We start from the raw sequence: 25,511 nt of genomic DNA on the forward strand, positions 1-25,511 counted from the left end.
ACGTGATCGCGCGTCGGATTATTGTCGCTCTCGGGCTCATCTAACTATTCTCTTGTGGAATAACCTATTATCTGATTGGTGTATTCGGCGAGACAATGGCTCGCGACCTTGGTTGGACCCGAGGCGTTATTTATGGTGGGTTCTCAGCCTCATTGCTGGTAATGGGCGTGATTTCGCCCGTGGCTGGGCGTTTGGTGGATCGTCACGGCGGATGGTTAGTCTTGAGCATCGGTGCGCTTGTGAACGCCCTCGGCTGCATCGGGCTCGCGTGCACCAGCACCATCGAGCTGTATATCGCGTCCCGGAGGCGCGTCGTCCAATCTCTCAAATCACGCTGCTCGGAGGCTTGGCATCGTCCGTGTTCTGGCCGTTAGGACATCTGCTGTCTGCGCAGTTCGGCTGGCGATACGCACTGTTCTGGTATGCCGCGATTGCGGTCACAACCATACCACTCAACTGCTTCATCTCGGACAAGAGTTATTGGGTCTGGCCCGATCGCGCTCCGATCCGCTCTACCCAACCTCTGGCGTCGACGCGTCGCGATGTCCTTATTTGTGGCATCATTTACGCCTTGGCCACAACCGGCGCGAACTGCCTCAATGCGGGCATGTCTGCACACATGATCCCAGTATTGATTGGTCTGGGTCTCGGTGTGTCAACAGCAGTATGGATCACGACAATGCGCGGCATAGGTCAATCGGCGGCACGACTCTGTGAGATCATGTTCGGACGCAGGGTTGATCCCTTAGAATGGGTTGCCCCGTCGCCAGCGGACAACCAAGCCGAAATCCTACGGAGTAAGAAAATGCTCGATAAATATTCCGCCTATGTTGGTGCAGAACCCTATTTCACACTGGTTCGACAGGCGCTGGGGGAGCTCGTCGACGGCGAGCACTTCTTCGACGTTGTAGCCGGCGATATCTCCTATGAGGTTCGTTACGACCTGGGTTGGCCTCTCGTGGTGAGAGGGCGCGCCGAGCTGATGAACCAATTCCAAGGATATGTCGGCAGCATCCGGCTCCGATCAGCGGACGGCTTGATTGTTAACAAGGCGGACAATGGCCGGGTTGTCGTGATCGAGTACGATGTTCACGGGACGATCCTTGCGACAGGCGCAAGTTACGAAAATCGATTCTGCTCGATTATCGAACTCGAGAATCGTAAAATTGCTCGCTGGAGAGATTACATGGACTCGCACGCCGCCTGGACTGCGTTGACGGCCAAAAAGAACTAATCGCATTGTGATAAGCGCCAAAGCCGAACAGGCGGATGACTACAGCCACGACGTGTCAGATGCCCGTTCTGGACCTGCCGCAGTTTCCGGGAATCGTCATCGGCTGACTAGGCCTCGTGACAATAGTCGCGAGTCCAACGCCTGATTGTCGAGGCTGTCGAGAGCGCCAAGGCAAGCAGATTCACCAGGCTTCCGGAGTGATCCTTGAGACCCGCTGACATAGAAAAGCAGAATCGTTTTTTGCTGCGGCGGCAACACGATTTTCGTAGGGCTGCGGATATCGTCACTGACGCGCTGATGGGTTTCGAGGAAGTCGAAGCCGTCGCGGTGATCGGGTCAGTGGCCAAGCCATTGTGGAAGGAGCTCCCGCGGTTCCGCGAATTCCGTCGCGCCGGCATTACTGTCTGGCATGAATGCAAGGATCTCGATCTGGCGGTATGGATTTCGTCGCAGCATAGGCTCGATGCTCTCCGTCGCGCCCGGGATTCGGCCCTGCGGAGGGGATATGAGAGGGGAGGGGGGCCGAGCATTGCTGATCACCAAGTCGAACTTTTTTTGATTGAACCGGGCAGCGATCGATATCTGGGACGGCTATGCAATTTCAATAAATGCCCGAGAGACAAGATGGCATGCCGCGTGCCGGGCTGCGGCGCCATTCCCTTCAACAGATGCGTCGACGGCTTTGCGCCCAGCGCCGATCTGCTGACTTCCGCCTCGTACGCGAAGCTGTATCAACGAGGCGCTGGACGTTTGCGTTCTGCTCTTGACCTACCGGGAGCGGACGAGGCGACCGGGCGGGACAACCTCGCTTGAACGTATTTCTCCGCCGCTCAGGGACGCGTCCCCGATCACCTTCCTTGCGAGACGAAGGCCAGCTAAGCTCTGGGGCGTCAGTGCAAATACAATGGTCGCGGAGAACCCATGTATAACCTGTACGTCGCGAACAAGAACTACTCGTCCTAGTCGCTACGGCTGTTGTGGCGCTCGTTGAAGAACTCAAGCTTCTCGCGGCCATCGTAGCCATAGACCTCAATAGCGACTCGAGCCCCGTAGCGTTGGAAAAGCTCGGCGGCGGAGGAGACCGGGGCGCGCGCTTCTTTCTCGGGATTTGGCCGATGGGCGCAGGCGTGGATGGAAAGCCAAGAGGGCTGCAAGAAACTGATGCATCTCCTCCAGGACAGGCCCTGCTTGCGGCGCGCTTTGTCAGGAGCATAATGCGTTAACCGCTTGGTGTGTGACGTCGCCTGCAAAGATGATCCCCGTCACTGATGTTCAGCGACTTCGGTCCGCTCACAAAGGGGTTGCCCACCGAATAAAATCGCAACTGGCGATGCGTCTCCCGCGTGATGCCGATCCTCACGCTCTCGCCGATTTCGCCGGGCTCGTCGTCGTCGTGCGCCAACCACAAAGGCCCTTGGCGGCAGAGGTCGAGCCCATCGAGGCGACGATCGATGCGCAACGCCTTGGCAAGCCTTCCCGGTCCGCGCGCCAGATCGCGCAGGCGGTCGACGCCGCGATTTGCGCGCATGATCGCTATACCCTCCAGGGGCTCGAGCGCCCGGATGAGGACGCCCGCTCCGACCCCGGCCGATTCCGCCGAGACATTCAGCATGAACGAGCTGCCATAGGTGAAATAGACGTAAGCATGGCCCCTCTCGAGAAAGAGCGAGCGATTGCGCGGCGTCATTCCCCGGTAGGCGTGCGCCGCAGCGTCGCCGACGACATAGGCCTCCGTCTCGACGATGCGGCCGCTGACACGGCCTTCAGGCAACGCGCGCGCCACGATCTTGCCGATGAGAAAGCGGGCGAGCGCGATGGTGTCGGCGGGGAGCGCCGTACGCGCGAGCGGCAGATAGAGGTCCTCATGGCCTTGAGGGTTCAAGGCATCCGCTCGACCCATTGCGCTCGCGAAGGCCCCGGCTCAAAGGGATCAGCGAAATACTGCGTTTCGCGGGCCACTTTCCCGTCGAGGAACTCCATAACGCTCACGGTGTAGGACGGCCGTCCGTCATAGCTCAAGAGAAATTCGGTGATCCAGAGATCCCGCGAGCCGATCATCCGTCGCACAGTGAAGCGTTTGCGGTTCGGTTGCGCGGCGCGAGACGACTGAATGTTCCGCCGCCCGCGAATGCGCTCGCCCGATTGCGGATATTCGAGCACCGCGTCTTCTCGATAAATATCGTGCTCCGTCTCGAAGTCGTTCGCATCGGAGGCGGCCCAGTGGCGATCCAGAGCCGTTCGGATGTCGTCGTCTGCCATCTGGATCTTCGCTCCTACTCAATCCATCGGTTTCAGATCGCCCAATATCGTCGGCAGCAGCTCGCTCACCGTCGGATGAATGTGCATCGCGCGCTGCATGATGGTGTAGGGCGCCTTGGCGTACATCACATCGAGGATCGCGTGGACAACCTCGTCGCATCCCGTACCGAGCAATGAGGCGCCGAGGAGTTCTCGACTGTCGCCATCGACGAGTATGCGCATGAAGCCTTGCGTCTCGCCCTTTTCGACGGCGCGGGCGACGCGCGTCATCGGCCGCTCGCCGACCAGCACCCGCCGCCCGCTCTGGCGCGCCTGCGCCAAAGTCATGCCAACGCGGCCCAAGGGCGGGTCGATGTAAAGGGCATAGGCGGTCAAACGATCGCTCACTTTGCGCGGATCGTGATCGAGCAAATTCGCGGCGACGATCTCGAAATCATTATAGGCGGTGTGGGTGAAGGCGCCTTTGCCGTTGCAATCCCCGAGAGCCCAGACGCCGGGCGTCGTGGTCTGCAATTGCTCATCCACGATGATGTAGCCGCGCTCGTCGCAGCGCACGCCGGCCTTGTCGAGATCCAGATCGTCGGTGTTTGGCCGGCGGCCGACCGCCAGCAACAGATGCGAGCCTTCGACTTCGGGAGCGCCGTCCGCGCAATCGACCTTTACGGCGATCCCGTCGCCGCGCCTGCCGAGGCTGATGCATTTGGCGTTCAACCTGACATTGACGCCCTCGCGCTCGACGATGTCCTTGATCGCCGCCGACACCTCATCGTCCTCACGGGGAACCAGCCGTGGGGCCATTTCGATGATCGTCACCTCGCTGCCAAAGCGGCGGTACATCTGGCCAAACTCGAGGCCAATATAACTGCCGCCGATAATGATGAGATGGCGCGGCAGGAAATCGACGTCCATCATCGACGAATTGGTCAGGTAGGCCGTCTCGTCTATCCCCGGCATTGCTGGAACGAGCGCCCGGCCGCCGACATTGATGAAGATTCGTGCGGCGTTCAGCCGCTCGGCACCGATCTGCACGGCTTGCGGCGACACGAAGCGCGCGTGGCCGCGGTAGAGCGAAATATTTTCGGCCTTTTCGAGGGCGGAGGTGAGCCTGTTCCGCGATGCGGCCACAATCGCGTCCATGCGCGCTTTGACCCGCCGCATGTCGACGCTGACGTCGCCCTTGATCTCGACGCCATATTCTGCGGAGCGCCGAGCCAGCTGGGCGGCGTAGGCGCTCGCCACCAAGGCCTTGGTCGGGGTGCAGCCGGTGTTTACGCAAGTGCCGCCGACGAGATGGCGCTCGACGATAGCCGCCTTCATGCCGACTTCGGCCAGGCGGAAGGCTAAAGAGGGGCCAGCTTGGCCGGCGCCAATGACGATTGCATCGAAGTCGGGCATGACAGCCTCTCCAGCGGCACAAGGCGTCAAGTGAATATAAGAACCAGTGACAATAGGGCGAGCCGGACGAGAAGCCATTTGGCCGCGTCAACGGCTGCGCTCAGAAATGGGATCGGTTCGTCACAGGAGAACTATGGCGCTCTATTTGCCCTGGATCGCAGCGGCGCCTGCGCGTCTTTGTTCTCGAGCGCGTGATGCGTCAGGGCCTCGAGCTCGACGATGCGTTCCTTCAGAGGTTTCACGAACTGATCGATCTCGTCCTCGGCGTAGCGCGGGGTGATGTGTTGCGAGCAATTCCAATCGTAGGAATCGATCTCGACTATGAGCCCGCGCTCGACCTTCGAGCCATAGTCCGCGTCGATGAGCAAGTCCGCGAGGGCGGGGTGGTCGGCGAGATCGATCGACCGGACGCGGCCCAGCAGTTTCAAGCGCGCGCGTCTTGCATAGTCCATGAAGAAGAGCGCGGCGCGATCGTCCTGCTCGATATTGCCGAGGCTGATATATTGCCGATTGCCGCGGAAATCGGCGAAGCCGAGCCTTTTCTCGTCTAGGACCCTGACGAAGCCGACAGGACCACCGCGGTGCTGCAGATAAGGCCAGCCGGAGGCGCTATTGGTCGCCATATAGAAACTATCGCGCATCGCAATGAACGTCTGCTCGCGCGGCGTGAGCCGGTCTGGCTCGCTCGTCGGCGCGTCGACCCGCGCATAGGCTTGGCGGCTGCCCTGGGCGGCCTGCGCGGCCTTCACCGAAGGCGTGAAGAGCTGATGAAGATAGCGGCTGGTCATGACGACCTCCTTAAAGGGATGGGGCGCTTCGATCAGCGAGATCGTCGCCGCTGGCTCGCGGAGGTCGGCTTTCCACCCGGTCCGATAAGGTCCTCGGCGAGATTGGCCAAAAAGTTCTTGAAGGGCGCGTTCGACGCGAGCCCGCGCGATAGCACGAGGCTGCCGTGCAGCATCGCCACCACGCGTTCGGCGCGCGCCCGCGCGACATCGGGAGACTGCCCGCTCTCCTCGGCGAAACCCGCGAAGGCCAAGATGAGCGTCTCAAACATTTGCTTGATCGCCGCCGCAAAAGGACTGTCCTCGCTGCGCGGCGCCGAAAGCATGTTGAGGAGACAAGCCTCGCGACCGCTCGCGTAAAAGCGATCGAGCTGGCGGACAACCAGACGCAGGCGGTCCGCGGGCTCGCCGTCGGCTCGAAGCGGCGCGAGAATATGCGCCTCGTACCATTCGCCCGCGGCGGTAAGCACCTCAGCCGCCATCTGCCGCTTTCCCCCAGGGAAGCGGTGATAGAGGGCGGCCTTGCTGAGCCCCGTCGCCTCGGACAGGTCGGCGAGCGACGCCCCGGAATAGCCGACCGCTCGGAAGCAGTGGCTCAGACGGTCGATGAGCTCCTCGTCTTCTATCGATAGGGGTCGCGGCATGGGGGCTCTCGACAGGGGAGAGATGGGTTTCCGATCGATCGGTAAAAAATGTTTGACACGGGCGCTCGCGAGTGTCAAACAATATATACCGAACGATCGGTAATTAAAACTCAGAGGAGCTTGCCATGTCAAAGACCGCCATCGTCGTTTTTTCCGATCCCAAGCATGGGGGCGAGGAGGCCTTAGGCCGCCTCTTCAACGCCCTGATCCTGACGCTGGAGCTCAAGGAGAAAAGCCAAGAAGTCGATCTCGTCTTTCAGGGCGCGGGCACGCGCTGGCCGGCCGAGATCGTGAAAGCCGCGCATCCAGCGAACGCGCTTTACAAGGCTGTGGCCGACAAGGTTGCAGGCGTCTGCGCCGGCTGCGCCGACATTTTCGGCGCGCGCGAAGGCGCGGAGGCGAGCGGCCTCAATCTGATCCGCAATCGCGATATTCCCGGAACGTCCGGCGTCATCGATCTCTCGCGCTATCTCGACGAAGGCTACCGGCTCGTCTCCTTCTGAGTAATGAATAGTGGGGCGCTCGGCGCGGAGCGCACCCTTGGGGGTCATCGCGGGAAGCGATGTCTTGTCCCTCGAACGATTTCGTTCGAGGGACAACGCCGGCCGACGGGATCACGCCGCGGTCACGTGGGACATCGGTGGACGCGGAAAGAGAGCTCGATTCCAAAAGGCGGAATTTTAGAGAATGTCACGGAAATGTGCGCGCTCTGCCCGGCGACGACGAATGCGTCGCATACATGATGTATACGTGCGAGAGCAGCCAATCCCAATAGGTGTCTGAGTTCTCGTCGGCGCGCTCGAAGGGGACCCGCCAGACCGCCAGAGATGCATCATTTTCGGCGCCCTGAAGCGCACGATGGGCTCTCCCTCAGAAGCGGAGCCCTAGGCTCAACACGGGGCCGTGCAGAATGGCCTTGATCCCATCTTGCCGGGCGTCGCTCCCCGTTCTCGAATAGTCAATGCTCAGCGCCCGATAGCCAGCGGAAGCCGTGAGCTTCAGCCCGTTGAATTCGAAGTCCTTCGCATAGCCCCCGTAAAACTCCCAGCTGAAGGCGCTGCCAGCCCCGAATCCGCCGATGTCGCCGCGCGCTTCGAAGCGCTGATCCGGCGCGAATTCGTGCCGCGCGCGCAGGCCAATGACCGGGTCGACCCATTGCAGCGCCCCCGACCTCGCGTCGACGCGAGCGCCGAGCTGGTTCAGGCCAAGCAGTCGAGAGGTCTCCGCGCCGGCCGCGTCGAGCTGCAGATCCAGGTCGACGCGCCAGTAGCGCAGGCCCGCATAGGCGTCCAAGCTCGTGACGGAGCTCGCCGCGCCCAGGAACTTCCAGCGCGCGAGCTCATAGCTCACGCCCGCCTCGCCGATCGCCATCGTCTGCTTGATATGACCGTCGGCGCTCGCCGCCACGAGAACGTCCGCGAAAGGCGAGCGCAACTGCAGAGTCGATCCCGAGGCTCGAACCTGCATCCACACGAGATCGCCGTAGACGCCGAAAGGACCGTTGCTCGCTTCGACGCGGCCGGCGAAGTTCAGAGGAAAGGCGCTCGTCTTCGTCAGAAAGTCGATGAAGGAGAGGTTGCTCCCGGCGGTCTCTCCCCGGGCTGTCATGCTTCCGTTGACGCCAAGCGCCCAGAGATAAGGCGCGAGGGAGATCCGCCAATCCCCGAGTTGCGGGGCCTCCAGCCTCGCCAAGTCCGGCGAAGCGAGAAGCGGCGTCGCGCCCGCAGGCGTCTTCTCCGCGGGCACGCTCCAGTCGAGGCGGTAGTTCAGCCCGGCGCGCACGATATTGCCGTCATAGCGCGTCGAAACGTTGGTCGCGTTCGCGAGGAAGATGGGAAGCAGTCCAAGAACGCTTTGCGCCGCCAGCGGACTGATCTCGGCGTTGGTCAGCGTCTTCGAGCCGAGGTCGTAATAGAGATATTCGATCTTGGCGGAGAGCGCCGGCGTCAGCGCATATTCGAGGCCGGCGCCCAAGCTCCAGCCGGCGCGGTTCTCGAAGGCGGAGCCCTTGGCCTCGCCGGCGGCGAAGAACGACGGCCTCAAATTCTGTCCGAAGGAGGCGCTCTCGCTCACCCCGCCGAAGGCGAGGCCGCCAGTCGCATAGACGAGGAGATTGGGCGTCGGAGCGAAGCCCAAACGCCCCCGCACGGTCGACAGATATTCGAGATTGCGATTGAGCTTCGCGCCAGTGACGGCGGCGGCGGAGAGGCCGAAGATATTCGGGTTCGGAACGATATTGCGCAAGCCGCCGCCGCCGCGCACGCCTGCGCCCTCGAGGTCAGCCTCGATGCCGGCGACGAAGCGGTCGTGGAACTGCCAATTGTAGCCGAGGCCGCCGCCGGCCAGGAAGCCGTCGAGATTCGCGCCGGTGAACCCGGAAGCGCTGAGCGCCGAGGCCGGTCCCCAGCCGAGAAGCGATCGGTCGACGAGATTTGCCGAGAGCGCCGTGATGGAAGGCGAAGCAGACCACGTGTAGCCGAAATCCATGCCGAGATAGAGGCCGGTCCAGGTAAAGGCCGGCGCTGAGACGGGCGCGGCTTTGACGGAGGGAAGATCGGCGGCGCGGGCAGGGGGAATCAGCAACTGAAGCGCGGTGGCGCCGAGAAGAATCAGCCCGGGAAAGGGTCTGCGCCGCATAAATGCGTGTCCTTGGATCAGTGACGAGCAAGGCCAAAAGCGTCCCGCAACGGGCTGCGCCTGTCAACGAAGTGGGCGGGGGAGCCGGCGCTGCCCATGACGAATTCCGGTGAGCGCGCCATTTTTGCAACACTTGGTCCGGCTGCAATCAGCGACGCTCCGGAGAGCATTTAGGGAGGCTTCGAGCTCTCGCCTCTCGCGAAGCGTCTCGCCGCTTTGCTCCCATAGCGAAAGCGCGATAAACCCGCGCCATGACGCGCCCGACCTACATGATCACCACCGCCATTCCCTACGCCAATGGCGCGCCGCACATCGGCCACGCCTATGAACGCGTCGCGACCGACGCCTTCGCGCGCTGGAAGCGGCTCGACGGGTTCGACGTGCTCTTCGTCACCGGCATGGACGAGCACGGCCAAAAAATGCAGCGCACGGCTGAGAAGGAGGGGCTCACGCCGCAGCAGCTCGCCGACCGAACCGCCGCGCAGTTCCAGCACATGGGCGAGGTCCTCAATGCGCGGGCCGACGACGTCGTGCGCACGACGCAGCCTCGCCACAAGGCGGACGTGCTCGAGATCTGGCGGCGCATGGAGGCCAATGGCGACATCTATCTCTCCAAATACGCCGGCTGGTATTCGGTGCGCGACGAGGCCTATTTCGACGAGGGCGAGCTCGTCGAACGCGAGGGCAAGAAATTCGCCCCGTCCGGCGCGCCGGTCGAGTGGGTCGAGGAGGAGAGCTGGTTCTTTCGGCTCTCTGCCTATGGAGAGCGACTGCTCGCCCATTATGAGGCCCATCCGGGCTTCGTGACCCCGGAACACTACAAGAACGAAGTCGTCGCTTTCGTGAAGCGCGGGCTCGAGGATCTGTCGATCTCGCGCACGACCTTCGACTGGGGCATTCCGATCCCGCCGAGCCCGCAGACGAACGCGCATCACGTCTGCTACGTCTGGGTCGACGCGCTCACGAACTACATCACCGCGACCGGCTGGCTGACGGGGCAGGGGGATCGGCAAAAATTCTGGCCGGCCGACGCCCATGTCATCGGCAAGGACATCACGCGGTTCCACGCGATCTTCTGGCCGGCCTTCCTGATGTCGGCCGGGGCGCCCCTGCCCAAGAAGATCGTCGTGCACGGCCACCTCTTCTCGCGCGGCGAGAAAATGTCGAAATCGGTCGGAAATGTCGTCGATCCGATTGATCTGGCGCAGCGCTATGGCGTCGATCCGCTGCGCTATTTCTTCCTGCGCGAGATCTCCTTCGGCCAGGACGGCAACTACTCGCACGAAGCGATCGTCAACCGGATCAACGCCGATCTCGCCAATGACCTCGGCAATCTGGCTCAGCGCTCGCTCTCGATGATCGCCAAGAATTGCGGCGCCGCCGTCCCCAAGAAGGACAGCCTGCTGGAGCAAGACAGGGCGATCCTGGCTGACGCCGCCGCAGCGCTCGAGAAAGCGCGCGGCGCCATGGACTCCTATCGGCCCGATCTGGCGCTCGCCGAGATCTTTCGCGTCGTCGCGGAGGCGAACCGCTATTTCGCGGGAGAGGAGCCTTGGGCGAAGAAAAAGACGGATCCGGCTCGGATGGCGACGGTCCTCTATGTCACCGCCGAGACGCTGCGGCGGTTGGCGATCCCATTGCAAGCCTTCATCCCGGCGGCCGCGGGCGCGCTTTTGGAGCAGCTAGCGGTTCCGCCCGGAGCCCGTAATTTCGCAAGCGCAGGCGATGCGGATTCGCTGACGGAGGGCGCCCCCTTACCCCCGCCGGCGCCAGTGTTTCCACGTTTTGTCGAGCCCGCCGAGCCGGAAGGGCAGGGGTGAGCCAGTCGGCGCTTCCCGTCTATTTTCTATATTTGGTCCTATCACTGATCGTCATTCTTCGCAGCCGGCGTCCGACGCCGATCGCGCGACGTCGCCCCGTTCACACCGCGTTAAGCCGCGGGCTGGGATGCTGCGGGAGCATCCTCTCGGCGGACAAAGAGGATGCAGCGACACGGATAAGTTCAGCGTCGCCGCCTTTCGGAAAGGAATGATCCATGGACAAGAAAACCGTCGGCCTCGTCGGGGCCATGTCAGTTTTGGCGCCCCTTGCGGCTGTAGCCCCCATAGACAAGACCCTCGCTGAGGTCATGTCGCCGCAGTCCTACATGGAGCTCCTGCGACCGATTCCCAACGCCGCAACACTCTTGCAAGAGGAGAGGACCGCGACTTCCGAGGAAGGGCCTCAGCCAAGAATTCAGACGGCGCAATATTACCAATACCCTGACGGCCCCTATTACCACCATCATCATCACCACCATCACCACCACCATCACCAATACCGCGGCTGGGATGGCTACCCCTATTACCACCATCACCACCATCATCATCACCACCACCACAATTATTATTGGGGTCCCTATTGAGACGCTCGGCCGGGAGCGCTCCCGGCTCAGCTGTCCGAGACTGCGCCGGTCGTTGAAGGGGCGATCGGCGCTGTCGAACACCACGTTCATCGACAAAAGCCTTGCGAGTCAGCGCGGAATCTATCGCGCCTCGCTTGAATATATCGGTTGAACGTAGCGGAAAGCCGCGACGCCTGCCTGCCGAAACGCCGCAGTTCTACAATGACTTGCGGCATCAGTAGCTTGATTCAAAGGAGGTCGCCGTAGGTTGCAAGACTCTTAACCAGCTCTAGTGACGTTAACGGCGCTTAAGAACAAAAAATTGCCGAGTCTTAGCTTGCGTTGCGCGATTTCTTGAGATAAAAGATATCGAATATGTGTTTCGCCGCGTCGTCCTGCGTTGCAGGGGCGCATATTCGGAAAATGCGTAGCAAAGTTTTGCCTGCGCATGTATTTGAGAGGGGCAGATGATAAACATTTCTCGTTCTCTGGTTACAACAGCTCTGGCTGCCGCGGTCATGTGGCTTGGAAGCGTGCCGGCGCAAGCGGGCTTTGTTTTCCAAACCCTCGATAATCCCGCGGATCCGACCTTCAACCAGCTGCTCGGCATCAATAATTCCGGTCTCATCGCCGGCTATTTCGGCAGCGGCGCCGCCGGTCATCCGAACCAGGGCTATACTCTTACGCCTCCGGCGTCTTTCACGAGCGTCAATTTCCCGGGCTCCACACAGACGCAGGTGACGGGCCTCAACAACACCGGAACCTTGGTGGGCTTCTACGCGCCGACCAACTTGGGCACGGGCGATGTCAATCATGGGTTCTATGAGCAGTCCGGAGTCTTCCATACGGTCGACAATCCGCTCACAAACTCCACACCTGCGGTCAATCAGCTGCTGGGCGTCAACAATTCCAATGTGGCGGTCGGCTTCTACAATGACAACGCCGGCAACAGCCATGGCTACACCTACAACATCGGCGCTAATTCCTTCACCGCCGTCAACGATCCTCTCGGCGTTTCGACGATTGCCGCGGGGATCAACAACGCGGGAGATATCGTTGGCTTGTATACCGACGGGGGCGGAGTGACCCATGGCTTCCTCGATGTCGGAGGAAGCTTCACGACGCTCGACGCGCCGGGAGCCGACAACACGCAGCTGCTGGGCGTCAACAACAAGGGTTGGATCGTCGGAGTGGAAACGGCCGGCGGCAACTCCCATGGCGTGATTTATAACGAGAACACGCATAGCTGGACCGTGCTCGACGCGCCGTCCGGCATAAACAACACGGTCTTCAACGGCCTCAATGACTTGGGGCAGATCGTTGGCTTCTACACGGACGCCAACGGCAATACGAACGGCCTCTTGGTCAGCAGCGCTCCGGCGCCCGAGACGGGCAAGGGCGTGCTGGGTCTGGCTCTGCTGATCCTCGCTTACGCTGCGCGCAGCCGATTGGTTCGCGCTGGTGGCGGCTCCCCCTGCGACGCGGCCCTTTGAGGATCTGCGACGTCGCGCGGATTCGGGTCGCACTACGGACGTGAACCAGGAAGCTCGGATTATCAGCGTGTTGCGCAAATGCTTATTTGCGCAACACGCTTTCTTCGCAATGGGGAAGCGAAGGGTCACGGTCAAGAGAACGCAGGAAGGCCTATCCGTGGGGCGTGCGCTTCAGCGACTCTCGGGAAGTTTGCGCGCCGCTCCGTGAATGCGGCGATAGGTGCCGTCGAAGACCGTGTTCGTCGACGACAGCCACTGCGAGTCGGCGCCGAGCGTGCCGCGGCTCGCATGTATGCGCCGTGACTGCAGCTCTCGCTCCGCCGCCTCATCGGCGTCCATCGGCTCGAGCTCGAACTCGCTCTCCGCCGGGATCGGCAGGAATTGCGCGATCGGCTGTCCGAGCCGGAAAATATGCGTTTGGCCCTCGGCCGGCGATTTGAACACCATGAAATACAGCATGGGCCACCATCGGCGGATCAGCGCGGGGACCGCGATCGGAGCCGTTCCGGTCTTGTCCGTGTAGAAGCTCGGGTGCGTCTCGACCTTGATCGCGAATCCTTCCTCGGGCTTGAGGTCCAGCAGGATCTGATAGGTGTAGTAAGCGTCGCCGAAGTTCCTGAAGGGCGGCCAATTTCGGTCGGGCGCCGGGGAGAGGCCGAAATCCCCGTCGAGAATGAGCTTCCCGGCCTGCGTGGTGACTCGCAGCTCATTCTCATAAGGGTAGAAGACCTCGACGCCGTATTTCGCGGCTTCCGTAAACGGGATGCAGTGCCATGCCTGCTCATGGGAGCCGTCGGCGCGCGGCTCGGGTTCTCCTGCCCAGCCGGGAATCTCGAGCTTGGTGGGCCGCGGGCGCAGGTCGTCTCCGCCCAGTCTGAACTTGATCTTGTGCATGAGCGTCCCTCTCGACGAGAAATTCGGCCATGGGGGCCGGCGGCCATCGGGACATAACTGCGTCCGTCCCGCAGGAATAGTCAAAGACCTTCGGGTTGGCGTATGGCGCGACTCGGTGATCATGCGCCAAAGCGTCACGCCGCGCGACGAGCTCGAACGCAATCGCGAGGCTGGCGTTGCCCGATTCATCGAAAAGCGCCGAGGCGAGGGGAGAGGGGCGAGGAGGCAGATTTCTCAACATGAGGATGAACTCAAAACGATTTTACCTTCCGATAGATACATTTCACTCTTCATATATTGCTTGAAGACCTTTCGACGCCCCTTCGCGCGGAGCGGAGCCCACGCCGAGATCGAAGTCATCTTCAGCGGCGGTTGATTGTCGGGCTCCGAAGCCCAAGTTGATTGTCGAGCAAAGATGGAGGCGTCCCTATGTCCCTGAACGAAACTCTCGATCAACGACAACTCGAGCAGAAAGCCGCCAGCGCCATTCACGATCAATGGGGGTTCTATCTCACCGAAGGGATCATCCTTCTCGTGCTCGGCCTGCTGGCGATTCTCATCCCGCCGGTCGCCACCCTCAGCGCGACCATCGTCATCGGGGCGGTTTTTTTCGCCAGTGGCGTCGCCGGCCTTATCTCGACCTTCTCCGGACATCGCGCGCCCGGCTTCTGGTGGTCGTTGATCTCGGCCGTGCTGGGCATCGTCGTGGGCCTGATGCTGCTCGTGCAGCCGATCGCTGGCGCCGTTTCGCTCACGCTCGTGCTAATCGCCTTCTTCATCGCCGAAGGCGTCTTCTCGATCTTCTTCGGCGTGGATCACCGGCGGCACGTCTCGACCTGGGGCTGGATGGTCGCGAGCGGCGTCGTCGATCTCGTGCTTGCCGTCATCCTCTTGGCGGGACTTCCCGGCGACGCCGCCTGGGCGCTGGGATTGCTCGTCGGCATCAACCTGATTTTTGGCGGAGCCGCACTCGCGGCGATCGCGCTACGCCTGCGGACATCGGCGTCGCTCCCGCCGGCTTGAACTGACGCGCTCCAAATCAAAAACTTGGGAGTATGTCCTGATCGGAAGGCCGCTTCGCGCTTTCCCGTGACATGCTCGAGAGCCGTTCGTCGCCGTGACGCCGCGCGCGGCCGCGACGGATTCTATGCAATATGGTAACGTGAAGCTGCTAAGGCTAAGCGTCGCGAGCGAGGATCGCGACGATTCCGGCGGCTGACGCCGCGCTCGCCGGGAAGGACCTGAGGAGGCGGTGATGCGGGGGCTGGTCTCGACACTTCCTGCCTGGGCGGGCTCCCGCGCCCAAATGGCCGCCGTTATCGGCGCGCTCGGCGCGGCCGCCGTCGCGCTCGGCGCTTCGGCGACCGGCTCCTCCACTCCCTTTGACGGCAAATGGATTATCGACGCGACGGCCACGGGGGCTCTTTGCCCCGTTCGCAGCAAGCGGCTCGGCGCGCTGGTGACCAGCGGCAGATTCACGAAGATCGTGGGGCTTCCTTCGCCCCAGACGTCGGGCTTCGTCGATTCGTCCGGCGCCGTGACGATCGAGATCAAGACGCTCGGCGTCACCGCCCACGTCAAGGGCAATCTCGTCGGGAAAACCGGGCAGGGCGAGTGGTCGTCGAATAGCTTTCTATGCCCAGGGGGCGGCTGGCGCGCGGCGGCGGCCGCAGGAGAGCGGCCGCATGGCCCCGTAAGACCCGCCAAGCCCGCCAGGCCGGCGCCGGCGTCCGCGAGCCCGATTTCCTCTCCTATTTATTGAGCATGAACAGCCGTTCCTTTCCCCGACGTCTCGGCGTAAAAGGCCGCCATGCTCGTCGATACGCACTGCCATCTCGATTTTCCTGATTTCGCGCCGGAACGTGACGCTGTCGTCGCGCGCGCCCGCGCCGCCGGCGTCGGGCGCGTCGTCACCATCTCGACGCATGTGACTAAATTCGCCGAAATCGCCGCGATCGCCGAAGCCTATGACGACGTCTTCTGCACGGTCGGCACGCATCCCAATCATGCGCTGGACGAGCCGGAGGCCAGCCCCGAGACGCTCGTCGCCCTGGCTCGCCACGAAAAATGCATCGCCTTTGGCGAGGCCGGGCTCGACTATCATTACAATCAGGCGCCGAAAGAGACCGCCCAACGGGTTCTCCGCAACCACATCGCCGCGGCGCGCGAGGCGCAGCTGCCGCTCGTGATCCATACGCGCGACGCCGACGAGGACATGGCCAGGATTCTGCGTGAGGAGATGGGGCAGGGGGCGTTTCCCGCCCTGCTCCATTGTTTCACCGCCTCGCGCGCCCTGGCCGAGACGGCAGTCGAGCTCGGGGTTTATCTTTCGTTCTCTGGGGTGCTGACCTTCAAGAACGCGCAGAGCCTGCGCGACATCGCCGCGGACATGCCGCTCGAGCGCCTCCTCGTCGAGACCGACGCGCCCTTTCTCGCGCCGACGCCGCATCGCGGCAAGCGCAACGAGCCAGCCTTTGTGAAAGAGACCGCGCGCGTGCTCGCCGAGTCGAAGGGCGTCTCGGAAGCGGAGATCGCTCGGGCGACGACCGCCAATGCGTTGCGGCTCTTCTCTAAAATGCCGCCGCTTTCGTGCGCCGAGGCCGCCGCTTGACCCTCGAGGTCGCCATTCTCGGCTGCGGCTCGTCTGGCGGCGTGCCGCGGGTTGGCCAGGGTTGGGGCAAATGCGACCCGCATAATCCCAAGAACCGCCGGCGACGCTGCTCGATCCTGGTGACGCGTCGGGCAGGGGCGGAACAGACCGTGATCCTGGTCGACACCTCGCCGGATCTGCGCGAGCAATTGCTCGACGCGGGCGTCAAGCGCGTCGACGCGGTGCTCTACACCCATCTCCACGCCGACCACACACATGGGATCGACGATCTGCGGACTCTCGTGATCCAGAACGGACGGCGCATCCCAGCCTTCATGGACGAGACGACCCGTCGCGGCCTGACGTTGCGCTTCGACTATGTCTTCGCGACGCCGCCCGGAAGCAACTATCCGCCGATGATGGACGCGCGCTCCCTCGCGGCGGGAACGCCCGTGACGATCGAAGGTCCGGGCGGTCCGATCGTCGCGACGCCGTTTCGTCTCGAGCATGGCGACATGGATTCGCTCGGCTTTCGCTTCGAGGCGGAGGGCAAGGCCTTCGCTTACACGCCCGACATGAACGCGATACCCTCGGAAAGCGTCGAATTTCTCGCGGGGCTCGATCTATGGATCATCGACGCTCTGCGGCATCAACGGCACGGCACGCATTTTAGCGTGTCGCAGGCCTTCGATTGGATTGGGCGCATGCAACCCCGGCGCGCCTTGCTGACCGATCTCGCCACCGAGCTCGATTATTCGACCCTCTCCGCGGCCTGTCCGCCAGCGACCGAGCCCGCCTATGACGGGTTGCGGCTAGAGCTGGATTAAGGCGCTGGCGCTCAAAGCCCCAGCGCCGCATAGGCCAGCGCAGCGAGGATTACCCCGTTGAGCAGCGCTCCGATCGCTCTCAAGCGGTAGACTCGTTGTCCAGTGATGGAGCCGATCAGGCCGATAAGCGCCAGGAGCGCCAGCATCGTCACGAAACCGGGAAGAAAGGTCTCTATAGCGCGGCTTCTCGCCGCGAATCCCGCGACGAAGAGGCCCGCCGCGAAGGCCGATGGCCCGAAGGCGCAAAGAGGCACCAGGGGAAAACGAACGGGCCTCACCCGCGGTCCCGTTTCTTGCGTCACAATCTTCTCCGATCGGGGCAGGCGTGGCCCGAATCTCCCGCCCGAGGCCAGCCCTCGCCGTTTGAGTTCCTATCAGCGCAATCGCGGGCATTTTTTTGACCGCGCGGCGGCCGATCGACGACCCGTCCCGCGACGCTGGCGAGCTTTTTGACAATGGCGAGAGGCAGCCGGTCGGGGAGCCGTCGGAACAACGCATCCTTAGCCAAGGCGCGTGATCGGCGCAGGCGCCGCGCGATGCGCGTGCTAGCCTCGAGTTCGGAATTCCGGAAAGGCCGATCGCAAGCCGCGGAAAAGACGTGGCGTCTAGTTAGGTTCCATAATACCGATTATGCGAATCTAATGGCCGCGCCAAACCTTGTCGCCCCCGAACGGACACGCTCCGGCTGGCCCGCCCCTCGACCGCAGATTTCCTCGATTTCCTCGCGTCTCTCCCTATTGTCGCCCTAACTGAGCGAGCGGACCCACCCAAAACGTCGAACCAACCGAAGGAATGTCTCATGGCCGACGAACCTCGCTATTCGCCGCCGCGCGTCTGGGAATGGAAGCGCGCCAGCGGCGGACGATTCGCCGCGATCAACCGACCCGTTTCGGGCGCGACGCATGAGGCGGCGCTGCCCGTCGGCAAGCACCCGTTGCAGCTTTACTCGATGGGCACTCCCAATGGGGTCAAGGTGACGATCCTGCTCGAGGAGCTGCTTCAAGCCGGTTTCACGGGCGCCGAATACGACGCCTGGCTCATTCGTATCGACGAGGGAGATCAGTTTTCGAGCGGGTTCGTCGCCGTCAATCCCAATTCGAAGATCCCGGCCATGGTGGATCGCAGCGGCGGAACCCCGATCCGCATCTTCGAATCGGGCGCGATTCTGATTTATCTCGCCGAAAAATTCGGCGCCTTTCTGCCCACGGACCCTGCCCTGCGCGCCGAGTGCCTGTCCTGGCTGTTCTGGCAGGTCGGCAGCGCGCCCTTCCTCGGCGGCGGCTTCGGCCATTTTTACGCCTATGCCCCAGACAAGATCGAATATGCGATCGACCGCTACGCCATGGAGGTGAAACGTCAGCTCGACGTGCTCGACAAGCGCTTGGGCGAGACGGAATTCGTGGCCGGCGACGCCTATACGATCGCCGATATCGCCCTGTGGCCCTGGTATGGGGCTCTCGTCGAGGGCAGGCTGTACGAAGCCGGAGAGTTTTTGGGCGTCCAGGACTATGCGAATGTGCGGCGATGGGCGCAGGCGGTGGGGAACCGTCCGGCCGTGAAGCGCGGCCGAAGGGTCAATCGGACAGGCGGCGATCCGGGCGAAGACTTGCGGGAACGCCACGACGCGTCAGATTTCGGGGTCGACTGAGAGGGATCGGAGCGAGAAGGCGCCGGAGCCCGCCTGGCCTCGCGAGTTGCGCGAGATGCTTCCCAATTCTGCCAATGGGAGGTTGAGTAGACCTTGCGCCGTCCTTGACTGGCCCCACAAGGGAGCCGCCGCGAGTTCTTCTCTGAACGACGATTGTGCTGGAGGCGCGAAAACCGACAGAGTGGCGCTTTTTACGTTCCCTCTTCAGCACTCGCCGTCGACGCCCTGCCCGCGAAACGCGCTCGCCTCGGCCAAGAGGGAAATTACGTACTTTATTTCTTCTAAAATTCGCTGGCCAGCCCGCCTCGATTTCTGCTAAAAGAGTTCGCGCGCGGGACTATATGGCATTGAGCTGGAAAATTCCCTCTCTCCCTCTGACGACGCGCAGTCGCCGGAGGTGGGCGTTTGGGTGATGACCAAGTGGCATAGCGGTCTTGCCGATGTGGCGAAGACGAGACAGGTTGACATGAGCAAAGGTAAGGATTTCCGCGGTCCTCGCAAGCGCGGGTTCGACGATGACGGTCCGTTCGGTTACGACGCCCCCAGGACCCCCAGGCCGCCCCGTCCGGCTTTTGGCGGGGGAGGTTTTCAGGAGGGGCCCCCCATGGCTTCGGACGCGCCCGCCGTCGACGCGGTGGTGAAGTGGTTCAAGTCCGACAAGGGCTTTGGCTTTGTCGAGCTTGCGAACGGAACCGGCGACGCTTTCCTTCACATCGGCGCGGTGCAGGCGGCCGGTTACGAAAGCCTGCCTCCGGGAGCGAAGCTCAAGGTGCAGGTTTCGAGCTCGCTCAAGGGCCAGCAGGTGTCTCGGATTCTCGAGGCGGATCTGGCGGGCGCCTCCGAACGCGCGCCCCCGCCCCGCTCCTCTTTCGACGGCCCCCGGCCGCCGCGCCGGGCTGCCCCCGATCCCTCGACGGCGGTCACGGTCGCCGGCAAAGTCAAATGGTTCGACGAGTCGAAAGGCTTCGGCTTTGTCCAATCCAATGACGGCGGCAAGGACGTGTTCGTTCATATCTCGATCCTTGCTCCTTCGGGCGTGAGCCGACTCGTCGAAGGCCAGCCGGTCACGATGCAGGTCGTGGACACGCAAAAGGGCCGCGAGGCGCTGTCGATCTCGACGCAATGAGCTGACACTTCTTCGTTATTCAACGCCGCGACGCCCTGCCCGGCCTCGCGGCGTTTTCCTTTTGCCCAGAGACTGCGATGACGATCCACCGTCTCATCGAGATTATGGCGGCGCTGCGTACGCCGCAGACCGGCTGTCCCTGGGATTTGGAGCAGACCTCGCGCTCCATCGCCCCTTACGCGATCGAGGAAGCCTATGAGGTCGTCGACGCGATCGAGCGCGACGATCTTTGCGACCTCAAGGACGAGCTCGGCGATCTTTTGCTCCAGGTCGTCTTTCACGCCCGCATGGCCGAGGAGGCCGGACATTTCGCCTTTGACGACGTCGTCGGAGCGATCTGCGAGAAGCTTACGCGACGCCATCCGCATGTCTTCGCGCAGGGCCGCGCGGCAGACTCTGCGGCCGTGTCTCTCCAATGGGACGCCATCAAAGCGGGCGAAAAAGCCGCCCGCGACGCGCGGCGCGGGGCGGCGGCTCCCCCTTCCCTGCTTGAGGGCGTGCCGACGCCCCTGCCCGCGCTGACGCGCGCCGTGAAGCTGCAGGAGAAGGCCGGCAAGGTCGGCTTCGACTGGGCCGACGCGCGTCTCGTGCTCGAAAAGATCCGCGAGGAGGCGGCGGAGGTCGAGGCGGAGCTCGCGGCGCCGGGCGCAGAGGCCTCGCCCGAGCTCGAGGACGAGATCGGCGACCTCCTGTTCGCCGTGGCCAATCTCGCCCGCCACGCCAAGGTCGATCCTGAGCAGGCGCTGCGCGGCGCCAACGCCAAGTTCGAGCGCCGCTTCCGCCACATCGAGCGCCGTCTCTCTGAAGCCGGCCGCACGCCGAAAGAAGCGACGCTCGACGAGATGGAGGCGCTGTGGGTTGAGGCGAAGGGACGCGAGCGCGGCGCTGATTCGCGGAAGCCGGGCTGAAGGCGATCGCTCGAGCATGTCACGGAAAAGTGCGAAGCGGTTTTCCGATCATGACATGCTCCAACTTTTTAACTTGGCGCGATTCCTTATCGCTCGAACGATTCCGTTCGAGCGGGAAACGCGCTAGGTTCTTCGGTTACTCAATCCCCAGCAGGCGCAATCCGAGGCCCCTGCCAGCCGCCCGCATGTCCGCGTCGAGCGTCGCGAGCGGCAGCGCGCGCCGCGCCGCGAGCTCGACATAGGCCGCATCATAAAGCGTGAGCCCGAAGCGCTCGGCTAGCTCCACCGTTTCGCCCCAAGCATTGGCGTCGGTATGGGCATCGACGACAACATCGAGCAGGCTCAGATCGGCGAGCGCCGCGCGGCGAAATCCTTCCTCGATTCGTCCGCGACGCAGCGCAGCCGTGAGACAATTAGCAACCTCGAGCCGCCAGAGCGAGGGCACGACGGCGCCCCACTCCGCGACCTCGTCGAAGACGCGCTCGATGGCCTTCGTCGTTTCATCGCCGAAGATCCAGGCGAGCGTCGCGGAGCTGTCGAGCACGAGGCTCAAGATCGGCCTTCGTCGCGAAGAGGCTTCCACTCTAGCCAGTCGAAGGGTCCGAGCTTTCTCGCTCTGGCGCGTTGGCGAATGCGCTGCAGGGCGGCGCGCGCTTCTGCGCCGCCGCGCACCTCCTTCAGGGGCGCGAGGCGCGCCACCGGTTTTCCGTGGCGGGTGATAATCACTTCCTCGCCCTGCTCCACGAGATCGAGCAGATAACCCAGTCTGTTCTTGGCCTCGAAGGCGCCGATTTCGCGCATGGCGCGCTCCATCCTGATCTAATTAAGCTAGCCTAATCCAGCTTAGTCAGGCCGTCCAGCACGCTGCGCGCAGTTTTGAAAAAGCCGAGGACCGGGCGTGTGGGAATTTAACCCCATAGATATGGTTAAAATACCACACTTTTGCGGTTTATTAATCATACTATTGCAGGCTATTGATATCTATTGATCTTCAAATCCGCTCGACCTCTTCCTTGGCGCGCTTCAACAGCTCGCGCAGCTTCTCAGCGCGTGCGGGCGAAAGCCCCCCGCCCCGCATCTTCTCGAACAGCGCGGCGCGGAGTTCGGCGATCGCCTCGCCGAGCGCCGACTCGCCGATGGGCGCGGCTGCCTCTTCGAGCTGCGCCTTGATCCTTTCGAGCTCGGCTCGGTTCTCTTCGAGATAGGCGCGCCCCGCCGGCGCGATCGAGAAACGGCGGCGCGGCCCGAAAGACTGCGAGGTGACGAGTCCGGCTTCAAGCAGCGCCTGCAGGATCGGATAGATGGAGCCGGGGCTCGGGCTGTAGGCCCCCTGGAAGCGCGCTTTTAGCGCCTTGATGATCTCATAGCCGTGGCGCGGCGCCTCATCGATGAGGCCGAGCGTGAGGAGGCGCAGGGCGCCCTGGTCGAAAAGCCTCGCCCCTCTGGCGCGCGCGAAAGGGCCGCCGCGCCCGAAAAGCCGCCGAAAGGGCGGGCGGCAGCTTTCCTGAATTTCGTCTTCGCCCCCCGGGGGGCCAAAAGGCGGACGCATGGGACAAGACTCGGCGTGGAGGCCTTGAAGCTCATAGCACGGCCGGGCCGTGGAGATGGAAAGGGCTGAGGGTTAGGGATAACGCAATCCGCCACGCGGCTCAGGCCTTGGCCCGGCCCAACGCGACGTTCGAGCGGCGCGGATTCCCTCTCCCCGCTTGCGGGGAGAGGGGCAAGGGCGCAGGCGAAGGCGCCGCAGGCTAGTCCTCCTTCTTCTCCTGGCGCTCGGCCTGGAAGCGCTCATAGGCCTCGCGGTCGCGTCTCTCTCGCTCGCGGCGCGCAAATTCCTCGAAGGCTTCCGCCTCCTCGTCGAGCGCCTTCAGCGTGTCGCGGCGCTTGGCGTCGAGCGCGCTATTGCCTGTCGAATGGCGGAAAGCCCGATGGCCGCCGCAGCCCCGCTCCCATCGGACATGTCGCCAGGCCAGAAAGCCCAAAGCCAGCAGGCCGAGCGGCGGGCATATGAAAAAGACCGCGCCGACGAGCAGCAGCTTCAGCGGCAGCGGCGGGCCAAACCCCCGCCCGCGCCAGGAAGCGGCGGGATCGGAACGGAAAGCGGCATGCGCACAGTGTGACATGATGAGCCTCATGGGTTCGTCCGATTACATTACGATATATCGGACGTGAAGCATCTAAGAAACGATATATCGTTTGCAAGGGCGAGGCAGCGCTTTCCACGCTGGGGTCCACAGCGCGCCTCTTCGGCGTCAGCACGCTCTCCTTCAGCCGTGTTTCATCTGCGCGAGGGTCGTCTGCGGCACGCCGGCGAAATTATTGGCCAGCAGATAGCGCGGGCTAGACTGAACGCACTGATCCAGCTGAATTTCCTCGAAGCGGCCATTGTCCCAGGTCTGAACGATTTCGAGCTCCTCGTCGCCGATATTGCGAATGGCGTGGCCGAAACCCATGGGAATACAGGCCACATCGCCGGGACCAAATTCTGCGACTTTTCCTCGGCCGCCCGATCCAAAGAGCGCCACCTGTCCCCTGCCCCGCGCGAAATACATCCATTCATTGGCGTTGGGGTGCCAGTGCAATTTGTGGAGGGCGCGCGGCTTGATCGTCATGACGCCGCCCGACATGGTTTTCGACGTGGGGAACTCGGCCGAGGTCGCCAGACGAAACGTCCCGGCGTCGAAGTCGCGCGCGGCCTTGGGGTCGCGAAGCAGACGGAATTTATGGGTGGATTCTTTGGGCCAAGGCGCCTCGAGCGCATCTTCCGGCTGCAGGATCTCTCCCGCCTGCATGAAGGTCTCGCCTTTGGGAAAGGCGTCGAACAGATCTTTGGGAAGCCCGAACTCCTGCCCCAGCATCTCCTTGGGCGTCAGATTGATCCAGTCCGTGATGGAAAAGGCCGCCGCATCCGGCGAGAAGCCTCCGTCGTCGAATGCGAGGATGATATTGCAGGGTTTGTCGCCGATGGTCTGAATTGAGTGGCCATGGCCCTTGGCGAAATACCAGAGATCTCCGGGCTCGAAATTGTTGATCTCGCTCGCGCCGGAGGGATCGATCACGACGGTCTGACAGCGTCCCTCCAAAACGATCGCCCATTCGGCGGCGGTCGCGTGCCAATGGAGCTCGCGCGAGCCGCCGGGGTTGAGAAGCGCGTGAACGCCGGCGACGCCCTTGGCTAACGGAAACTCCCGCGACGAGACTTCCTTCGCCCAGCCGCCCGTCGCGACGCGCGGCTTGGCGCTGTCCAGCGGGAAGCGGAACTCCGGCGCGGCGGCCGCGTCCTTCGGATCATGGAAGGCCGCTGTGTCGCCCGGCGGCAAAGGCCGGGCCGCGCGGCCATAGCCGCCGTCTCCCGCCGCCGCCATATATTTGTCTGTCGCCTCGGCGAGGCTCGAGAAGGTCAAGAACCCGCTCGCTCCGGCTGCGACCGTCTGCAAGACCCGGCGTCGATTTTCCAGCATGATCGACCCTCCGCCTTATCGCCTCAGCCGCGCTTCATTTGCGCGATGGTGGGGTCAGGCACGCCAGCGAAATTGTTGCGCAGCAAATGGCGCGGGCTCGACTGCACCCATTTGTCGAGATCGATCTCTTCGAATTTGCCATTGTCCCAGGTCTGGACGATCTCCAGATCCTCATCGCCAATATTCTTGATGGTGTGACCGAAGCCCATGGGAATATAGGCGACGTCGCCGGGGGTGAATTCCGCGACCTTTCCGCGTCCGCCCGATCCGAACACGGCCACCTGGCCCCTGCCCTTCAGATAATAGTGCCACTCATTGGCGTTCACGTTCCAATGCAGCTTGCGCATGCCTCCGGGCTTGAGCGTCATGAGCCCCCCGGACATGGTCTTCTGCGCCGGAAATTCGTCGACGGTCGCCAGGCGGAATGTCCCGCCTTCGAAATCGCGCGCCGCTTTCGGGTCGCGCAGCAAACGGAATTTATGCGTTGATTCTTTCGGCCAGGGCGCGTCGAGCGCGTCCTCCGCGCGCAGCACCGAGCCCTCCTGGATATAGGTCTCGCCCTTGGGAAAAGCGTCGAAGAGATCCTTGGGCAGCCCGAATTCGAGCGCCAGCAAATCCTTGGGCGTCACGTCGATCCAGTCGGTGATCGAGAAGGTGCCGTGTTCCGAAAAGGCGCCATTGTCGAAAGACAGAATGAAGTGACACGGCTTATCGCCGATCGTCTGGATCGAATGGCCATGGCCCTTGGCGAAATACCAGAGATCGCCCGGCTCGAAATTATTGATCTCGCTCGCCCCGGTCGGGTCGATCACCACCGTCTGGCATCGGCCTTCGATCACGAAGGCCCATTCGGCGGCGATGGCGTGCCAATGCAGCTCGCGCGAGGCGCCGGGATTGAGATACATGTGAACGCCGGCAATTCCCTTGCTGATCGGGAATTGATGAACCGTAGCCTCCTTGGCCCAGCCGCCGGTGGTGACTTTCGGCCGATTGCCGTCCAGTGAAAATTTAAAGTCGGGCATCGCGCCGACGTCTTTGGGATCATGAAAAGCGACCGTCTCTCCCGGGGGCAATTGCGTCGCCTGACGGCCGAACCCGCCGTCTCCGGCTTTGGCCATGTATTTGTCGGTCGCCTCGGCGACGCTCGTGAAAGTGACGAGACCCGATGCGAACGCCGCGCTTCCGAGAAAATTGCGCCTGCTCGTGAACATTTTCATTTCCCCCATT

General features: G+C 62.8%; 29 protein-coding genes. 14 read left to right on the top strand and 15 right to left on the bottom strand.

From position 1 onward, the window contains the following. Window positions 1–95 precede the first annotated feature (95 nt). From QMG80_RS21740 to QMG80_RS13580, 3 genes are all read left to right on the top strand, one after another. Window positions 96–374, top strand: coding sequence for a hypothetical protein (locus tag QMG80_RS21740; protein ID WP_158658902.1), 279 nt, complete (start codon window positions 96–98; stop codon window positions 372–374). Beyond that, on the top strand, window positions 269–1,234 hold the full coding sequence (locus tag QMG80_RS13575) for a nuclear transport factor 2 family protein (RefSeq protein ID WP_281926139.1): 966 nt from the start codon (window positions 269–271) through the stop codon (window positions 1,232–1,234). The genes QMG80_RS21740 and QMG80_RS13575 overlap by 106 nt, the downstream gene beginning before the upstream one ends. Before the next feature lie 204 nt (window positions 1,235–1,438). After that, on the top strand, window positions 1,439–2,047 hold the full coding sequence (locus QMG80_RS13580) for a hypothetical protein (protein ID WP_085773290.1): 609 nt from the start codon (window positions 1,439–1,441) through the stop codon (window positions 2,045–2,047). A 146-nt stretch (window positions 2,048–2,193) separates the two neighbouring features. Here QMG80_RS13580 and QMG80_RS13585 read toward each other — a convergent pair whose 3' ends face one another. The 6 genes from QMG80_RS13585 to QMG80_RS13610 all read right to left on the bottom strand — a co-directional run bounded on the left by QMG80_RS13585 (window position 2,194) and on the right by QMG80_RS13610 (window position 6,317). Next, window positions 2,194–2,388: a hypothetical protein gene (locus QMG80_RS13585; protein ID WP_085773291.1), complete on the bottom strand. Its 195-nt coding sequence runs from the start codon at window positions 2,386–2,388 to the stop codon at window positions 2,194–2,196. A gap of 65 nt (window positions 2,389–2,453) precedes the next feature. Next, on the bottom strand, window positions 2,454–3,134 hold the full coding sequence (locus QMG80_RS13590; RefSeq protein WP_085773292.1) for a DNA-3-methyladenine glycosylase: 681 nt from the start codon (window positions 3,132–3,134) through the stop codon (window positions 2,454–2,456). Continuing rightward, on the bottom strand, window positions 3,113–3,493 hold the full coding sequence (locus tag QMG80_RS13595) for a nuclear transport factor 2 family protein (RefSeq protein WP_102938141.1): 381 nt from the start codon (window positions 3,491–3,493) through the stop codon (window positions 3,113–3,115). The genes QMG80_RS13590 and QMG80_RS13595 overlap by 22 nt, the downstream gene beginning before the upstream one ends. 18 nt (window positions 3,494–3,511) lie before the next feature. Beyond that, on the bottom strand, window positions 3,512–4,888 hold the full coding sequence (locus tag QMG80_RS13600; RefSeq protein ID WP_102938142.1) for an FAD-containing oxidoreductase: 1,377 nt from the start codon (window positions 4,886–4,888) through the stop codon (window positions 3,512–3,514). 131 nt (window positions 4,889–5,019) lie between these two features. Beyond that, window positions 5,020–5,676, bottom strand: a complete 657-nt coding sequence (locus QMG80_RS13605) for a pyridoxamine 5'-phosphate oxidase family protein (RefSeq protein WP_085773293.1) — start codon at window positions 5,674–5,676, stop codon at window positions 5,020–5,022. A gap of 32 nt (window positions 5,677–5,708) precedes the next feature. Then, window positions 5,709–6,317, bottom strand: coding sequence for a TetR/AcrR family transcriptional regulator (locus QMG80_RS13610; protein WP_085773294.1), 609 nt, complete (start codon window positions 6,315–6,317; stop codon window positions 5,709–5,711). A gap of 125 nt (window positions 6,318–6,442) precedes the next feature. Here QMG80_RS13610 and QMG80_RS13615 point away from each other — a divergent pair, with 125 nt between their 5' ends. Continuing rightward, entirely contained in the window at window positions 6,443–6,820 is a 378-nt protein-coding gene (locus QMG80_RS13615) for a DsrE family protein (RefSeq protein WP_085773295.1), read from the top strand. 367 nt (window positions 6,821–7,187) lie between these two features. Here the strand turns inward: QMG80_RS13615 and QMG80_RS13620 are convergent, their stop codons facing one another. Continuing rightward, window positions 7,188–8,954, bottom strand: coding sequence for an outer membrane protein (locus tag QMG80_RS13620; RefSeq protein ID WP_085773296.1), 1,767 nt, complete (start codon window positions 8,952–8,954; stop codon window positions 7,188–7,190). A gap of 251 nt (window positions 8,955–9,205) precedes the next feature. Between QMG80_RS13620 and metG the strand changes: the two genes are divergently transcribed. The 3 genes from metG to QMG80_RS13635 all read left to right on the top strand — a co-directional run bounded on the left by metG (window position 9,206) and on the right by QMG80_RS13635 (window position 12,830). Beyond that, window positions 9,206–10,774: a methionine--tRNA ligase gene (gene metG, locus QMG80_RS13625; protein WP_085773297.1), complete on the top strand. Its 1,569-nt coding sequence runs from the start codon at window positions 9,206–9,208 to the stop codon at window positions 10,772–10,774. Window positions 10,775–10,989: 215 nt separating this feature from the next. Further along, window positions 10,990–11,358, top strand: a complete 369-nt coding sequence (locus QMG80_RS13630) for a hypothetical protein (RefSeq protein ID WP_085773298.1) — start codon at window positions 10,990–10,992, stop codon at window positions 11,356–11,358. Between the two features lie 446 nt (window positions 11,359–11,804). After that, window positions 11,805–12,830, top strand: a complete 1,026-nt coding sequence (locus QMG80_RS13635) for a hypothetical protein (protein ID WP_158658903.1) — start codon at window positions 11,805–11,807, stop codon at window positions 12,828–12,830. A gap of 171 nt (window positions 12,831–13,001) precedes the next feature. Here the strand turns inward: QMG80_RS13635 and QMG80_RS13640 are convergent, their stop codons facing one another. Then, the gene (locus QMG80_RS13640) at window positions 13,002–13,724 is read right to left on the bottom strand and encodes a hypothetical protein (protein WP_085773300.1); all 723 of its coding nucleotides are present in this window, start codon (window positions 13,722–13,724) and stop codon (window positions 13,002–13,004) included. 429 nt (window positions 13,725–14,153) lie between these two features. Between QMG80_RS13640 and QMG80_RS13645 the strand changes: the two genes are divergently transcribed. The 4 genes from QMG80_RS13645 to QMG80_RS13660 all read left to right on the top strand — a co-directional run bounded on the left by QMG80_RS13645 (window position 14,154) and on the right by QMG80_RS13660 (window position 17,141). After that, on the top strand, window positions 14,154–14,747 hold the full coding sequence (locus tag QMG80_RS13645; protein ID WP_085773302.1) for an HdeD family acid-resistance protein: 594 nt from the start codon (window positions 14,154–14,156) through the stop codon (window positions 14,745–14,747). Between the two features lie 232 nt (window positions 14,748–14,979). Continuing rightward, on the top strand, window positions 14,980–15,486 hold the full coding sequence (locus QMG80_RS13650) for a hypothetical protein (RefSeq protein WP_085773303.1): 507 nt from the start codon (window positions 14,980–14,982) through the stop codon (window positions 15,484–15,486). A 48-nt stretch (window positions 15,487–15,534) separates the two neighbouring features. Continuing rightward, window positions 15,535–16,335, top strand: a complete 801-nt coding sequence (locus QMG80_RS13655; RefSeq protein WP_085773304.1) for a TatD family hydrolase — start codon at window positions 15,535–15,537, stop codon at window positions 16,333–16,335. After that, the gene (locus QMG80_RS13660; RefSeq protein WP_085773305.1) at window positions 16,332–17,141 is read left to right on the top strand and encodes an MBL fold metallo-hydrolase; all 810 of its coding nucleotides are present in this window, start codon (window positions 16,332–16,334) and stop codon (window positions 17,139–17,141) included. Before QMG80_RS13655 ends, QMG80_RS13660 begins: the two co-directional genes overlap by 4 nt. An 11-nt stretch (window positions 17,142–17,152) precedes the next feature. Here QMG80_RS13660 and QMG80_RS13665 read toward each other — a convergent pair whose 3' ends face one another. Next, window positions 17,153–17,443 carry a hypothetical protein gene (locus QMG80_RS13665; protein WP_085773306.1) on the bottom strand — a complete coding sequence of 97 codons (291 nt, stop codon included), beginning with the start codon at window positions 17,441–17,443 and terminating at the stop codon, window positions 17,153–17,155. Between the two features lie 497 nt (window positions 17,444–17,940). Here QMG80_RS13665 and yghU point away from each other — a divergent pair, with 497 nt between their 5' ends. From yghU to mazG, 3 genes are all read left to right on the top strand, one after another. Then, complete coding sequence (gene yghU, locus QMG80_RS13670) at window positions 17,941–18,789, top strand: glutathione-dependent disulfide-bond oxidoreductase (RefSeq protein WP_085773307.1); 849 nt, start codon at window positions 17,941–17,943, stop codon at window positions 18,787–18,789. A gap of 466 nt (window positions 18,790–19,255) precedes the next feature. Further along, complete coding sequence (locus tag QMG80_RS13675; protein WP_085773308.1) at window positions 19,256–19,915, top strand: cold-shock protein; 660 nt, start codon at window positions 19,256–19,258, stop codon at window positions 19,913–19,915. A 77-nt stretch (window positions 19,916–19,992) separates the two neighbouring features. Then, window positions 19,993–20,823 carry a nucleoside triphosphate pyrophosphohydrolase gene (gene mazG, locus QMG80_RS13680; protein WP_085773309.1) on the top strand — a complete coding sequence of 277 codons (831 nt, stop codon included), beginning with the start codon at window positions 19,993–19,995 and terminating at the stop codon, window positions 20,821–20,823. Window positions 20,824–20,959: 136 nt separating this feature from the next. Here the strand turns inward: mazG and QMG80_RS13685 are convergent, their stop codons facing one another. The 6 genes from QMG80_RS13685 to QMG80_RS13710 all read right to left on the bottom strand — a co-directional run bounded on the left by QMG80_RS13685 (window position 20,960) and on the right by QMG80_RS13710 (window position 25,495). Further along, a complete protein-coding gene (locus tag QMG80_RS13685) occupies window positions 20,960–21,367 on the bottom strand; it encodes a type II toxin-antitoxin system VapC family toxin (protein WP_245300284.1) in 408 nt (135 codons plus the stop codon). A 5-nt stretch (window positions 21,368–21,372) separates the two neighbouring features. Continuing rightward, window positions 21,373–21,624 carry a type II toxin-antitoxin system Phd/YefM family antitoxin gene (locus QMG80_RS13690; RefSeq protein ID WP_085773311.1) on the bottom strand — a complete coding sequence of 84 codons (252 nt, stop codon included), beginning with the start codon at window positions 21,622–21,624 and terminating at the stop codon, window positions 21,373–21,375. A 190-nt stretch (window positions 21,625–21,814) separates the two neighbouring features. After that, window positions 21,815–22,372 (bottom strand): PadR family transcriptional regulator, encoded by a 558-nt coding sequence (locus QMG80_RS13695; RefSeq protein WP_085773312.1) that lies wholly within the window; start codon window positions 22,370–22,372, stop codon window positions 21,815–21,817. A 199-nt stretch (window positions 22,373–22,571) separates the two neighbouring features. Then, on the bottom strand, window positions 22,572–22,946 hold the full coding sequence (locus QMG80_RS13700; protein ID WP_158658904.1) for a DUF2852 domain-containing protein: 375 nt from the start codon (window positions 22,944–22,946) through the stop codon (window positions 22,572–22,574). Between the two features lie 144 nt (window positions 22,947–23,090). Next, window positions 23,091–24,284 carry a cupin domain-containing protein gene (locus tag QMG80_RS13705; protein WP_085773314.1) on the bottom strand — a complete coding sequence of 398 codons (1,194 nt, stop codon included), beginning with the start codon at window positions 24,282–24,284 and terminating at the stop codon, window positions 23,091–23,093. Between the two features lie 23 nt (window positions 24,285–24,307). Further along, complete coding sequence (locus QMG80_RS13710; RefSeq protein ID WP_085773888.1) at window positions 24,308–25,495, bottom strand: cupin domain-containing protein; 1,188 nt, start codon at window positions 25,493–25,495, stop codon at window positions 24,308–24,310. Between the last annotated feature and the right edge of the window lie 16 nt (window positions 25,496–25,511).

Origin of the sequence: Methylocystis bryophila (assembly GCF_027925445.1) — a bacterium.
GTDB classification, from domain to species: Bacteria; Pseudomonadota; Alphaproteobacteria; order Rhizobiales; family Beijerinckiaceae; genus Methylocystis; species Methylocystis bryophila.